A 13094-nucleotide genomic window follows, 5' to 3' on the forward strand; every position below is an offset into this window, starting at 1 on the left:
CGCGCCCGACTCGTGGGAGGGGTCGCCTGAGTCTGGTAGCGGTGCAGGACGTCGCCATCGGCTCCCTTGATGGCGACTGAATACCCAGGGCTATTACTCCCGACGGCAGCTCCGTGCGTCAGCGGAGCAGAAGTTGGACGATGGAGACGACACCGATCGTCACGATCAGGGCCCGTAGCACCGCGGGGCTGAAGCGGCGGCCCACCTTGGCTCCGAGCTGGCCGCCGAGCGCGGAACCGGCCGCGATGAGAGCGACGGCGGTCCAGTCGAAGTCCGCGACGAAGAGGAAGAACAGCGCGGCGACCGCGTTGACGACGGCGACCAGTACGTTTTTGACCGCGACGAGGCGCTGCAGCGTCTCGTCGCGGAGTATGCCCATCAGGGACATGTAGATGATTCCCTGGGCGGCGGAGAAGTAGCCGCCGTAGACGCTGGCCAGCGTCAGGCCGACGAACAGCAGCGGGCCACCGTCGCGACGGCTGGTGTCGCTCGGTACGTTGCGGCGTACCCGCTTGCTGATCAGTGGCTGGACCGAGACCAGGACGAGGGCGAAGCCCACCAGCACCGGCACGATCTTCTCGAACGCGGTGGCGGGCAGGGCCAGCAGGAGGATGGCGCCGGTGACGCCGCCCAGCAGGGCGCCGACGCTGAGTTTCAGGATGCGTCGGCCCTGCCCCTTGAGCTCTCTTCGATAGCCGAAGGCTCCGCTGACGGAGCCGGGTATGAGGCCGAGCGCATTGGAAACCGTGGCGGTGACAGGGGTGAGACCGGTGGCGAGCAGAACGGGAAAGGTGATCAGTGTTCCGGAGCCGACCACGGTGTTGATGGCACCGGCGCTCACACCGGCGCCGAACACGGCGAGCATCTCCCCCGGTGTCACGCCGGGGCCCCGCCGGCGGCGATGACCGCTGCCGCCGCCGGTACGGGCCCTGTTCGCCGGCATCCGGGGCCGGAAGAGATCTTCATGAAGCCGACCCTAGACGGGGGACATTTCGGTGACCGCCGAATTGTTCCGGCTCCACTTTTGAACAGCCTTATGGCGCAAGCGACTTTGGCCGACGACGCGATGCGGCTCAGGCCGCGTCGAGTTCGCCGAGCAGGGCGAGGGTCAGGGTATCGACCGGACGGGGGTCGGTCGTGGTCTCCTCGCTGGCGGTGTTCACCATCATCACCGCCGCCGTCATGCTCCGTCTGCTGAACGCCGCGCAGGTGCTGAATCCGCCGGTGCCGCCGTTGTGCCAGGTCATGGTCCGACCGCTGGGCAGTGGGCTGAGGTGCCAGCCGAGACCGAGCCGCAGATTCCGGTCGACGGTGAAGTGGGGTCGCTGGGTCAGTTCGATCGCGTCCCGCAACGGCGAACGCTCGGGGCGTAGTTGTGCGCCCAGGAAGCGCAACATGTCGTCGGCGGTGCTGTACATCGAGGTGCCTGCGGCGCTGAGAACGTGGTCGTGCCAGTCGGGAACGGGGTGGCCCTCGAGATGGCCGACGGCCTTGCGGGACGCCATGTCCGGCCTCAGGGTCGTCGTCGTGTCGGGCATACGCAGTGGCGAGGTCACGCGGCGCCGCAGCATCGCGTCCACGTCGTCGAAAGCCAGAGCCTGGCCGAGCAGCCCGAAACCGAGATTCGAGTACGCGTAAGAGCTGCCGGGCTCGGTGCTCAAGGTGGTCTCCCGCAGGCCGGCTGCCAGGTCGTCCAGCGTGTAGTGCGCGTACGGGTCGTACGGATCCGCTCCCGCCAGGAGGTTCGGCGGCAGCGAGGGCAGACCGGAGGTGTGCGTCGCCAGGTCGGCCATGGTGATCCGCCGAGAGCCCTTGCGCGGGACGGGGAACCGGGCGGGCAGAACGAGCGGCGCGTCGAGGCGGGTCGCGTCGGCACGCACGGCGCGGGCGAGAGCGGTGGCGGTGAAGGTCTTTGCGATCGAGCCGAGTTGGAACACAGTCCTGCCGTCCGGCGCCGACGCGCCCCGGCTCCCACCCGCGCCCGCGACGTAGCGGCGTGCACCGTGGATGACCCCGCACACCGCGCTCGGGCTGCCCGCGGCCAGTGCCCGGTCCAGACAGCGCCGCACCCGCGCCGGTAAGTCGTCGTCGGCCGCCATGGCGTTCCCGGGCAGCAGCGGCACACCGGCCGCCGCGGCCGTCGCCGCGGTGAGAAATTTCCGTCGGTGCATGAACTACTCCTCTGTCGTTCGGTTCCCTGCCGGCACCACCGCGGACAACAGCACGAGCAGCGGCACGACTCTGCCCGCGGGCACTTGGTAGTGGCCGCGCCCCTCCGCATGGAGCCAGCCGGCTGCTGTCAGCTGCTTGAGGTGGTGGTAGAGCTGACCGGTCGTGTTCAGTCCGGCCGTCTCCTGCAACTCGGTCGCGGAACGGGTCCCTTGCAGTACCGCGCGCAGCAGGGTGAGCCGCACCGGGTGCCCCAACGCGGCGTACGGCGCGGCGTGTTCCGACCAGTCCGCTTCGAGCAGCCCCTCAGCCACCGCACCCTGCTGCCATTCGTAGTGTTCGCCCGTAGGCAGGTCCAACACGCCGGTGAACAGCACTTGCCCGTTCCCCGTGAGCCGCTGACGCAGGCCCTCGAGAGCCCAGAACGCCTCGCTCCGGGATACCTGCGATACGGGCTTCTGCGGTACGGACTCCAGCCGCGACACCCGTTCTTCGAGCGCGGCGATCCGCTCCTGGAGGGACTCGGCAGTCATGGCCACAACATTACGTTATTCCGAAATAACAGAGCAACTCCAGAGCATCCCTGATGGGGGTGGTTTCCTGGCGGGATACCGCTGCGAGCATCAGTGGATCGATGGGGTGGGAATCGGAACACGATCCGGCCGTCAGGGAGGTCGACCAGCCGGCGCCGGTCGAGGGGGCGTTGGAGCGCTGATCGCGGTTCAGATGCGCCGGTACCGGCAGGCGATCGGGCTGACCGGGGGCGAGATGGCGATCTGGGCGGGCACCCGTGGCCGCCCGTGGTGCAAGTCAGGCCGTCCAGTCCGGGCGGCGGCCGAGGTAGCGCAGCAGCGCGGCGACTTCGTCGTCCCCCTGCTGTGCCGACAGGGCGTCGGCGAACGCAAAGCCCCGCAGCGGCTCGACGAGCTGCCGGGCGACGTCCAGCAGCTCGCGGGCGAGCCCGGGCGTGAGCGGCGAGGGCTGCCCGGTGGCGACGGCGATATCCCAGGCGTGCACCGCGGCGTCCAGGGCACAGGCGCCAGCGCCGAGCTCGGCGGACATCTTGTGCGGCGGAATCGGCACAGCCACCTCTGCGACGCCCCTGCCGATCGCCGCCCACGCGATCGAGGAGGCCCGCAGCGCCTCCTCCGCGACGGCCTCGGGAGTGCCGTCCAGCCGCCCGGAGGGCTCGAACGGGTTCTCGGAGGGGCCCGGGCCGCCGGTGAGGAAGGCGGCGTAGCCGACCTGGTCGCCGGCGGCGTGCTGGAGCACCTGCGTGGCGTTCCACCCCGCGCAGGGCGTCGGCCGGCTCCAGTCCCCAGCGGCGACGCCGCGTACCGCCGTACGCAGCGCCTGATGCGCCTGGTCCAGGGTGGTCCATTCGGTCGTGGCGCTCTCGCTCATCGCTTCCCTGCCCCTCTCGCTCGCCTCACCCGTTCCCGCCGCGGTCGGTCAAGGCTGTCAGACCGGGCGGCGCAGCTCCACCGGTTCGCCGTGCGGAGACGGACGCTCCTTCCCGGCCGACGCGGCAGCGTCGGCGTTGCTCTCCCCGCAACCCTGTTTGCCCCTAGGGTCTCGGCTGGGAGCGCCGGGCCCCGACACGCGTTTCACCAGCCGGCCGGGCGCAGGTGTGGCAGCGGCATGTGACGCCCAGCCGTGTGAGTACCTGCGCTGCGGCCTGACGAGGCTGGCGGGCCGCCAACGGATCGGTAGGAGGCAGCGTCTGGGCAAGTTCGTGGTGTGCCCGGGCCTCTTCGTGAGGATGATGGCCTTGGACCGCAAAGGAGGGCGAGCCGGCACTCCCGGACCGTCTCCCTTGCACGCCCGAGCGCGGCCAGGGTACGGCCGCGGCCAGCAGGTGAGAAGCGCATCTCTGCTTCCAGGGTGCGCCTCGGAGAGGGCCGCCGACTAGTCGGGCTCGGCGAACTCCTCGGGCCGCGGGGCCGGAGTGGGGCGCCTGGTGCGGGCGGGGGCGCTGAGGGCGGTCACCTGGTCGGCCAGTGCGGCGATCCGCTCGGTGGCCTCGGTCACCAGGCTTGTGCGCAACCGGCGCTGGTGGCGCAGACCGAGCTCCATGGTGGCCAGCGCCAGGGCCGCGCCGGTCAGGACCACGACCGCCAGCGCGACGTAGCCACGCAGCCTGCCCTGCCCCGCCGCGTCGAAGGCGAGCCCGGACGCCACGGCCAGGGCGGTGATCAGGGCCAGCCCCACGCAGTAGCCGCCGAAGATCCAGGGGTGGTCCTGGCACAGCCACCTCAGACGGGAGCGCCGCGCCTCGTCCGCCAGCCGTTCGAGCGCCTCGCGCATGTCCTTCAGCTCCCACTCGGCCTTTTCCCGCTGCTCGCGGGAGAGCGGTGGCCGCGACTCGGCCAGGCGGAGTTCCAGCCGCGCGATGGCCCGGCGCAGCACGGGCCGGGTCACCGGGTTCGGCAGGCCCTGCGGCCAGCGGGCCCACAGGTCGGCGTCGCGCCGCTTGAGGCGGATGTGGGTGGCGGCCGTGTGCGCGACCCCGAGGCCCATGACCAGCAGCAGGGCCAAGGACGCCCACATGCCCTTGTCGCCCCACATCTGAAGCGCCGGGACCAGCCCGATGAGCAAGAGCCCCGCGGCCATCGGCCAGGTCTGTCGGACGTACGTCTGGTGCTTGACCGCGTGCAGGTCGCGTTCCCAACTGTCGATCGGGCGGCGCAGCAGGAAGCGGCCGACGGCGACCGCGATCAGCGGCGCGCACAGCAGCAGGCAGCATCCGAGCGTCGCGTACAGCGTCCAGGGAAGGCCGTTCCCGCGCGCCCAGTCGTCGTCCTGAGGCAGCGCGGGGACCCCGATCAGCGCCGCGCAGGCCAGCACCGTGGCGAGGACGCCCAGCCACCGACCCGGCCGGTATCCCGGCGGTGGCGGCGGGACGGGCCGCCAGGTCCGGGACACCTTGGTCTCCAGTACGGCGACCAGTTCCGCCAGGTCGGCGTCGTAGCGGGCCACGCGCAGCCACTGGGCGTTGCGGTGGGCCAACTCCCGGATGGATTCCGGCAGTTGGTCCGATCGCGGCGGAGCGGCGCCGTCCAGCAGCAGGGGGATGACGGTCTTGCCGGTGTGCAGGGCCTGGTCGATCTCCCGGCGTACCCAGTCCGTCTCGTCGTCCAGCCGTCGCTCGCCGGACCCGCCCAGCGCGTCCGCCCAGCCCCGGTGCACGACGACGAGCAGCACCTCGCAGTCCGCCACCCGCTGCCGCAGCGTGTCCGGGTACCGCTGCCCCGGCACGATGGACGCGACATCCCGGAACACTTGGTCCTCGCCGAAATGCTGTTCGAGTCGGTCGTACAGTGCCCGCACGACGTCTTCGTGATCGCCCCTGCGGTAGTTGATGAAGATGCCGCCCACGCCGCACACCCTAGAGCTACAGGGAAGGTCCATGGACGCCCGTGAACAGGCTTGCGCCTTCTGCGAGATCGTCGCCGGCACCGGCAAGGCGCGCGTGGTGTACGAGAATGCGCACACCGTCGCCTTCTTCCCGCTGGCGCCCGCGACGCGCGGACACACACTGGTCGTGCCGAGGGCGCATGCGGCGGACCTGTGGGCGATGGACGACGTGGCGGCTCAACGCCTTTTCCACACCGTGCTGTTGGTGGGGGGCGCCCTACGCGCGGTCCTCGAACCCGACGGCATGAACGTCATCAACTCCGCCGGCGCGGAGGCCTCACAGTCCGTGTTCCACACCCATGTGCACCTCGTGCCGCGCAGCCCCGGGGACGCGATGGGGCCGATCTGGCCGCCGGAGAGTGCGGGGTTCCGGGACGAGGACGACGCGGCCAAGGACGCGCTCGCCGCCCGACTCTCCGCGGCGATCGGCCGTCCGGCGCGGTGAGTTCACAGGGTGAGGACGAGGAGCGCGAGGTCGGCGAGCAGCAAGGGCGCGTAGAACAGCAGTAACGTCGGCGTCAGCCAGACCTCCGGCCAGGGCATCCGCGACAGATACCGCCCCACGTTCATGGACAGCACCTCGACCGTGCTGTCGGGGGACCGCGCATCGTCGTAAAGCCGGCGGAAGGCCCTCTCCTGGCGCAGGAAGAAGCAGTCCAGGTACCAGAAGCAGAGCAGCGGCACCACGCCGACGGACGCGAGCTGCCAGCTCAGCCGACTGGCGGACAGCGCGAGCAGGCCCGCGGCCAGGGTCAGCGCCCAGCCCTTCATGAGGAACGAGTTGGTACCCAAGCGGGTGATCGTCGCCTGGATGAACTCCAGATGCTTGATCCGGTCCGGGTCGAGCGGCACCCTGCCGCCGACTCCCGCATCCGACCCCTCGCTCAGGGCAGTCACTGGCCCGCCCTCTCGAGGTCACGCACGAGGTTGGTATACGCCTCCCCACGGGCCTGGCGCTTGTGAAGCCGGTCCGCTGACCTTGCGGCAAAGTACGTGCCACCACCCGTCGCCAACGCGCCTACGAGGACACCCAGTACAGCCGCCAACCCCTGATCCATCGAATCCCCCGCCGGTCGTCAACCAGATTCATCCCGGCCACCTTATGTGGGATGGCACCATGCTGGACTCTGCTCCCAAGAGCAGTGCCCAACGCTGCAGGCCTAGTAAGGCCTACGGCCCTGAGCTGTTGAGCGGGCGATAGATCCGCGACAACCCGAGAGCGAATCGGACGATCTCCGGCTCGGCATTCGTGCTACGAGACGGGCACCTCGTACACGATCTCGCAGAGGGCGGCAGGCACAACGATGTCAGCCGTCTCGACCGGTCGGCCGTCGTCGCTGTAGTACGTCCGCTGAATCCGCGTGACGAGCGCGCCCCGCTGGATACCGAGGAGGGTCGCCTCCTCGGTATTGGCTTCCCCGGGCTCTGGCCGCTCCACGGAGTGCGTGACCGTGAGACCGATCTCGGCCATGCGGTCGACCACGCCCTTTCCCGCGTGCGGGCCTCCCTCGGGCAGCACGACGAGCGTGCCGGCCGTCAGCTCGTACGGCTCCCAACTCGTCGACAGCTGAACCGGCTTACCGTCGGACAGGAACTCGTGCACCGCGTCGAACCCCAGGTCCGTCTCATCGCCAGGCCTCAGCTGGACTATGAGGAGGTGGCCGGCTATCTCGCCGAAGTCGGAGGGGAGAACTGGCTGGAGCGAGTGGATCGTGGGGAGCTGGATGACGCGCAGAATCTCGCCGAGTTCGCGGGCCGTGTCTGCTACCGCTCCTGGGAGCCCGGGCTGAACCCGAACGTGACACGAATCCGCACCGACCAGGACGAGTCCCTGCGCAACATTCTGTCCAGCGCGCACGGCTCGGTTCTTGAGCACGTGAACTTCACGTTCGTAGTCCACCACGTCAGCCGGGTCGTCACGCATGAACTCGTCCGGCATCGCGCCGGCGCTGCTGTCTCGCAGGAGTCGCTGCGCTTCGTACGGTCGGACGACCTGCCGTTCTGGTTTCCGCAGTGGGCCGAGGAAGACGGCGAGTTGATGGAGCGTGCCACTGCGCTGCTGGAGCAGATGGAGGAGTTCCAGCACTGGATGGCCGACCATTTCCATCTGGACGAGCCCGGTGTGCCGTTCGGCGAAAAGAAGGCCAAGACCTCTTTCATGCACCGGTTCGCGCCCGAGGGCGTTGCCACCGGTCTGGCCTGGACGGCCAACGTCCGTACCCTGCGGCACGTCATCGAGAACCGGACGGCTTCGGGAGCGGAGGAGGAGATCCGTCTGCTGTTCGGGAAGGTCGGTGAGCTGATGGTCAAGGAAGCCCCCGCCCTCTTCGGGGACTACGAGGTCCAGGACGGCGCCTGGGTCCCTGGGTGGCGCAAGGTCTGAGGAGCACCTGGGCCGCGGGTGCGTCAGGAAGGGCCGGGCCAGGATGTGCTGCCGCTCAGAGCCGCGTCAGCACCTGGGCGAAGAACTCGCGATCGCCGTCGAAAATGGGCCGCAGCTCTGCGAACTCCCGTGCCGTGACCCACCGTACGGCGCTCACTTCGCCCGGCTCCGTGACCACCTCGCCGTCCTCAGCATCGGCGGTCCACCAGTGCAGGCGGAATCTTCCGTCGTGGGTCTGCGACTCCCAGACCTTGGCCCCCGGAGCAACTCGCAGGCCGACTTCCTCGCGCACCTCCCGGACCAGGGCCTTCTCCTGCGTTTCCCCGGGTTCGATCGTGCCGCTGAGGGGTGCCCAGTAGCCCGGCATCCGGGCCGACGGGCCCCGCTGGATGACGAGCACCCGCTGTCCGCGCCGGATCACTGCGACGATTGCCTCTCGCTGGTTCATCTGGCAGCTTCCTTGGTCGATTCCAGGGCTTCGAAGATGGTGAGGGCGTCACGGAGGGCGGCGACGTCGTGGGTGCGGATGTAGTCCGCCCCGTGGCGCGCGGCGTACAGCTCCGCCGCCAGGCCGGCCGGGCCGATCCGCAGAAGGCTGCTCCCGGTGAGCGCGCGAAGGAACGACTTGCGGGAGGGCGAGACCAGGACCGGCACGTCGAACAGAGCCTTCATCTGTTCAAGACCCGTCAGGACCGTCAGCGACGGTTCCGGATCGGCGCCGAGGAAGTAGCCGAGCCCCGGGTCGATGACCAGCCGGTCCCGGCCGATGCCCGCCGCTTCGAGTGCGGCCAGGCGCTTCGTGAAGAACCGCTCGATGCCACTGTGGACGACTGCGGCATCCGTCACCACCTTGGTGGCGGGTCCCCGGCCCTGCACCGAGTGCATGACGATGAGTCGGCACCCGGTACCGGCCAGCTCCTCGTACAAGGCGGAGTCGGGAAAGCCCTGGATGTCGTTCAGGTACGCGGCACCGTGGGCGCCGGCGAAGCGCTGGGTCTCGGGCAGGAACGAGTCGACGGACACCGGTATGTCCTCGGCGACCAGCTGGTCGATGACCGGGGCCAGCCGTCTTATCTCCTCGTCCGCGGTCACCGTCCGGGCTCCCGGGTGACTCGCCGCCGGGCCCAGCTCGATGATGTCTGCCCCTTCTGACCGCAGTCGCCGGGCGTGTGCCACCGCGTCCTCAGCGGTCAGGAACCTGCCGCCGTCGGAGAAGGAATCCTCGGTCATGTTGACGATCCCGACCAACCAGGGCCGGCCGGTGGCCATGGGGGAGAAATTCAGGTGCCGAATCACCAGGGTGCCTCTCAGGTCGATCCCAAGAAGCCCAGGCGCGCGGCACTGCGTCATTATGACGAAGCCGCTCCCCGATGGTTATGCCCATCACGACACGCCAGTCACGGCTCACCTGCACTCTGTCCGGGCCTCATCTCGACGAAACCCCACACCGCTGCAGAACTCCGACCCGTGCAGGAGGGCGTCGTGCTGTTTGAGGACTGCGGGGCCGGGGTGAGACTTGGCTTTCTGGGGAGCGCGAAGCCGGGAGGTACTGCTCATACACGCTGGTCGGGAACCGGACCGAGCTCTTCGATGACGGAGCGGAGCTGCTGTTCGTCGAGTTCGTAGACGGTCTCGCCCGCCTGCGGATCGCGCGCGTGGAGTGTGTGGAACAGCGGGGCATGAGGGGTGCCGAGCTGTATCAGGGTGGCAGATGCTCCTCGCACTGCCCGTTCGGTGCGTGCCGCGGCAGTGAGATCGACGCGGCTGACAACGCCTGGAGTCACCCATACCGGCGTCGACTCCAGGTGGCCGAAGATACTGCCGGTGGACGTGGTGCCGCAGGGCTGAGACAGCCCGGTCCGCAGACTCAGTGGCTCCTGCTCAGTGGCTTGTGCGTACGAGGGAGAACGCCGCCCCCTCGGGGTCCGCGACCGTGGCGATGCGGCCGTGCGGGGTGTCGCGGGGCGTTTTCAGGACGTGGCCGCCCAGGTCGATGACGTCGGTCAAGGAGGCATCCACGTCGGCGACTTCGAAGTACGTCATCCAGTGCGGGCCCCGGTCGCGGGGGAGGGCGTGGCCCACGCCGCGGATGCCGGCCACCGGGCGGCCCTCGATGTGCAGGGTGATGTAGTCGGAGTCCGCGGAGACGAGCGGCTCTTTCTCGTAGCCGAAGAGCATTTCGTAGAACTTGGCGACGCTCGCGGAGTCGCGTGTGACGAGCTCGTTCCATGTGGGAGTGCCGGGCACGTCGGTGATGCCCGTGCCGAGGTGGGCCGCGGTCTGCCAGATGCCGAACACGGCGCCCGAGGGATCGGAGGCGATGACCATCCGGCCCGCATCCCCGGCGTCCAGGGGGCCCACGCCGACCGTGCCGCCGCAGGCCCGTACCGTCTCCGCCGTCAGATCCACGTCGTCCGAGGCGAGATAGGGCGTCCAGGCGATGGGCAGATGACGGTCGGGCGGCAACTGCCCGATCCCGGCCACCTCATGGTCGTCGAGCACGGCGCGTACGTACGGGCCGAGCTGCTGAGGGCCGGGCTGGAACTTCCAGCCGAACAGTGCTCCATAGAACTCCTGGGTCGCGGCCATCCCGTGCACCATCAGACTCACCCAGCAGGGTGTGCCGGGCGCGTGCGCGGTGCCGTTCAGGCCGGTCGACCCCCGTGACTCGGTCATCGTCACTCTTTCCTCGGCGCCCCGGGGCGCCCGCAGCTTCACTTCCGCTTCCGACAGCGCGTACTGCCCCCGCGATTCCCCGCCCGGTGCCGACGCTCGCACCACCAGGGATGCCGCGTGCCCCGGCCGACGGCGCATGGCTGGAGGATGCCCGATTTGCTGTATCCCATCCGTATCCCCACGGTTGCCTGGCGGTGTCCATCGGCTGTACAGCCTGTGTCCATGCTCGTACGCCGTGTGCTCGGGCCGGTCCGGCGGGCAGAGTAACCGGACCTGGACGATGCGGCCACCCCGTACGCAAGGATGGTGGCCATGAACGCCATCATCTCCGCAGCCGAACTCGCGAGCGCCCTGGCCGGACCGAAGCCGCCGGTGCTACTCGACATCCGCTGGCAACTGGGCGGCCCGAACCTGCGTTCCGCATACGAGGAGGGTCACATTCCGGGTGCCGCCTACGTGGACCTGGACTCCGAACTCGCAGCTCCGGCCGGTGCCAGCGGCCGGCATCCACTGCCGGACATGGAGGTCTTCGGGGCGGCGATGCGGGCGGCCGGGGTCAGCGCGGACCGAGACGTCGTCGTGTACGACGGCGGGCTCGGCTGGGCCGCCGCGCGCGCCTGGTGGCTGCTGCGCTGGACGGGTCACCCGTCGGTACGCGTCCTTGACGGCGGACTCGCGGCCTGGGACGGCCCCATCGAGGCCGGTGTTCCCTCTCCGGTCGCCGGTACGTTCGTACCGTCGCCCGGCGCGCTGCCGCTGCTCGACGCGGACGGAGCCGCCGCCCTCGCCCGCACCGGCCTGCTCCTCGACGCACGCGCCGCCGAGCGCTACCGGGGCGACGTCGAGCCGATCGACCGGATCGGCGGCCATATCCCCGGCGCGGTCTCGGCACCGACGACGGAGAACGTGACGGAATCCGGCCACTTCCGCCCGGCCGCCGAACTCGCCGAGCGCTTCAAGTCCCTGGGTGCGACCGGCACTTGTGAAGTCGGCGTCTACTGCGGCTCGGGCGTCTCCGCCGCTCACGAGATCCTCGCGCTTCAGGTCGCGGGCATTCCGGCCGCGCTGTACGCGGGCTCGTGGTCGCAGTGGTCGGCGGACGACAGCCGCCCGGTCGCGACGGGGCCCGACCCGCAGTAGACCGGCCCGGTCCGCAGTCGCACGGCAGCGAAAAGGGCTCGCCCCGAAGTGGCGCGAGCCCCAGCCGCGTACATCTTCCGCTTTCTATTCCTGCTTCTTGCGACGCGTCCCGAAGACGATCTCGTCCCAGCTCGGCACCGCCGCTCTTCGGCCCGGGCGGACGCCGTCCGCCTCGGCCTGCCGGTCGGTGGAGCCGACGAGCCGGTCGCGGTGGCTGCTCACCGAGCGCGGCATCAGGACATCGGCGTACGCCGAACCGGCCGAGGCCGCGGGCGCCGGGGGCTCCTCCGCCTCGGGCTCCGGGGCGGGCTCCTCCTCCACCGGAAGCTCCGTGGTCGTGGTGGGGCGCTCAGGCACCACCATGTCGCCACGGAAGCTGGGCACCGCCTCCAGGAGGCTGGTGAGCGAGTCCCGCTCACCGTTGATGCTCTCCTCCTCGGGCTCCGGCGATTGGGCGGGCAGGACGGGACGTTCCGTCTGGCGCTCCAGGGCGCGGTCCATCGGGCGTTCACGGTCGCGCGGCAGCCGGGCGATACGCGGCACGAACGGGAAGCTGGGCTCGGGCGAGGCGAGGTCGTCGTCGGACTCGCCGATCAGCGAGCGCGCCTCCTCGTCCACGGCCTGTACGAGCCGCCGTGGCGGGTCGTACGTCCAGCTCGCCGAGTGGGGCTCACCCGCGACCCGGTAGACGAGCAGGACCTCCCAGGTGCCGTCGTCGCGCCGCCACGAGTCCCACTGCACGGTCTCCTTGTCGGCGCCGCGCAGCAGCAGCCGCTCCTGCACTGCCTCGCCGAGCTGGGGTCCGGTGGTCTCGCCGGGCCGGCGGACCGGGGTCTTGCGGGCCCGCTCCGCCATGAAGGCGCGCTCCGCGAGCACGGGGCCCTCGAAGCGGCGTACGCGATCGACGGGGATGCCGGCGAGTTGGGCGACCTCTTCGGCGGAGGCGCCTGCGCGTATACGCGCCTGGATGTCTCGGGGGCGGAGATGGCTCTCCACCTCGATCTCGATCTGGCCGAGGCGGGGACGGTCGCCGCGAACGGCGGCGCGCAGACGCTCGTCAATCGGAAGCGTGTACTCCGTGCTGTCCGCAGCCTTCAGCACCAGCCGTGTGCCGTCGTTAGAGACGGCCACGACACGCAGTTCGGGCATGGGGACCTCCCGGGTGGTGCCTGCCGACGTCACGTGCGTCGCTGCTTCCGCTAGTCGAGTGTGGCCTGCCCGGGTGCAGCCTGCCACAACCTTGCCGAGTTGCCCGGCGTGTCGGGCGCTGGCCCTGGATCGCCGTTATGGCACGGTTACCTATTCGCAA

The 13094-nt window shown here is 70.0% G+C and carries 14 protein-coding genes, 1 pseudogene and 1 riboswitch; of the genes and pseudogenes, 3 read left to right on the plus strand and 12 right to left on the minus strand.

Annotation, left to right across the window (positions count from 1 at the left end; translation table 11 throughout):
- Positions 1-118: 118 nt before the first annotated feature.
- From ACYVO6_RS23980 to ACYVO6_RS24000, 5 genes are all read right to left on the minus strand, one after another.
- Complete coding sequence (locus ACYVO6_RS23980) at positions 119-880, minus strand: sulfite exporter TauE/SafE family protein (RefSeq protein WP_461064341.1); 762 nt, start codon at positions 878-880, stop codon at positions 119-121.
- A gap of 193 nt (positions 881-1073) precedes the next feature.
- The gene (locus ACYVO6_RS23985; RefSeq protein WP_461064343.1) at positions 1074-2171 is read right to left on the minus strand and encodes a serine hydrolase domain-containing protein; all 1098 of its coding nucleotides are present in this window, start codon (positions 2169-2171) and stop codon (positions 1074-1076) included.
- Positions 2172-2174: 3 nt separating this feature from the next.
- Positions 2175-2702: an ArsR/SmtB family transcription factor gene (locus ACYVO6_RS23990; RefSeq protein WP_461064345.1), complete on the minus strand. Its 528-nt coding sequence runs from the start codon at positions 2700-2702 to the stop codon at positions 2175-2177.
- Positions 2703-2979: 277 nt separating this feature from the next.
- A complete protein-coding gene (locus ACYVO6_RS23995; RefSeq protein WP_461064347.1) occupies positions 2980-3573 on the minus strand; it encodes a TIGR03086 family metal-binding protein in 594 nt (197 codons plus the stop codon).
- A 504-nt stretch (positions 3574-4077) separates the two neighbouring features.
- Complete coding sequence (locus ACYVO6_RS24000; protein ID WP_461064349.1) at positions 4078-5547, minus strand: toll/interleukin-1 receptor domain-containing protein; 1470 nt, start codon at positions 5545-5547, stop codon at positions 4078-4080.
- 31 nt (positions 5548-5578) lie between these two features.
- Here ACYVO6_RS24000 and ACYVO6_RS24005 point away from each other — a divergent pair, with 31 nt between their 5' ends.
- Positions 5579-6031, plus strand: a complete 453-nt coding sequence (locus ACYVO6_RS24005) for an HIT domain-containing protein (RefSeq protein WP_461064351.1) — start codon at positions 5579-5581, stop codon at positions 6029-6031.
- Between the two features lie 2 nt (positions 6032-6033).
- Here the strand turns inward: ACYVO6_RS24005 and ACYVO6_RS24010 are convergent, their stop codons facing one another.
- Both ACYVO6_RS24010 and ACYVO6_RS24015 read right to left on the minus strand, forming a co-directional pair.
- Complete coding sequence (locus ACYVO6_RS24010) at positions 6034-6483, minus strand: hypothetical protein (RefSeq protein WP_461064353.1); 450 nt, start codon at positions 6481-6483, stop codon at positions 6034-6036.
- Between the two features lie 355 nt (positions 6484-6838).
- Positions 6839-7186, minus strand: a pseudogene (locus ACYVO6_RS24015) (UTRA domain-containing protein); the annotation flags it as partial.
- Here ACYVO6_RS24015 and thyX point away from each other — a divergent pair.
- On the plus strand, positions 7184-7969 hold the full coding sequence (gene thyX / locus ACYVO6_RS24020) for an FAD-dependent thymidylate synthase (protein WP_461064355.1): 786 nt from the start codon (positions 7184-7186) through the stop codon (positions 7967-7969). The pseudogene ACYVO6_RS24015 and the gene thyX sit on opposite strands and share 3 nt — an antisense overlap.
- A gap of 55 nt (positions 7970-8024) precedes the next feature.
- On the opposite strand, the gene ACYVO6_RS24025 is transcribed toward thyX, so the two are convergent.
- From ACYVO6_RS24025 to ACYVO6_RS24040, 4 genes are all read right to left on the minus strand, one after another.
- Positions 8025-8417, minus strand: a complete 393-nt coding sequence (locus tag ACYVO6_RS24025; protein ID WP_461064357.1) for an NUDIX domain-containing protein — start codon at positions 8415-8417, stop codon at positions 8025-8027.
- On the minus strand, positions 8414-9238 hold the full coding sequence (gene folP, locus ACYVO6_RS24030) for a dihydropteroate synthase (RefSeq protein ID WP_461064359.1): 825 nt from the start codon (positions 9236-9238) through the stop codon (positions 8414-8416). The genes ACYVO6_RS24025 and folP overlap by 4 nt, the downstream gene beginning before the upstream one ends.
- A gap of 49 nt (positions 9239-9287) precedes the next feature.
- Positions 9288-9380, minus strand: a riboswitch (ZMP/ZTP riboswitch).
- Positions 9381-9522: 142 nt separating this feature from the next.
- Entirely contained in the window at positions 9523-9693 is a 171-nt protein-coding gene (locus ACYVO6_RS24035; protein WP_461064361.1) for a hypothetical protein, read from the minus strand.
- Positions 9694-9850: 157 nt separating this feature from the next.
- Entirely contained in the window at positions 9851-10645 is a 795-nt protein-coding gene (locus ACYVO6_RS24040) for a VOC family protein (RefSeq protein WP_461064363.1), read from the minus strand.
- Between the two features lie 312 nt (positions 10646-10957).
- Between ACYVO6_RS24040 and ACYVO6_RS24045 the strand changes: the two genes are divergently transcribed.
- Positions 10958-11785: a sulfurtransferase gene (locus ACYVO6_RS24045; protein ID WP_461064365.1), complete on the plus strand. Its 828-nt coding sequence runs from the start codon at positions 10958-10960 to the stop codon at positions 11783-11785.
- An 84-nt stretch (positions 11786-11869) separates the two neighbouring features.
- Here the strand turns inward: ACYVO6_RS24045 and sepH are convergent, their stop codons facing one another.
- Positions 11870-12934 (minus strand): septation protein SepH, encoded by a 1065-nt coding sequence (sepH, locus tag ACYVO6_RS24050; protein WP_461064367.1) that lies wholly within the window; start codon positions 12932-12934, stop codon positions 11870-11872.
- Positions 12935-13094 lie beyond the last annotated feature (160 nt).

This window comes from Streptomyces pseudoechinosporeus (assembly GCF_054783935.1).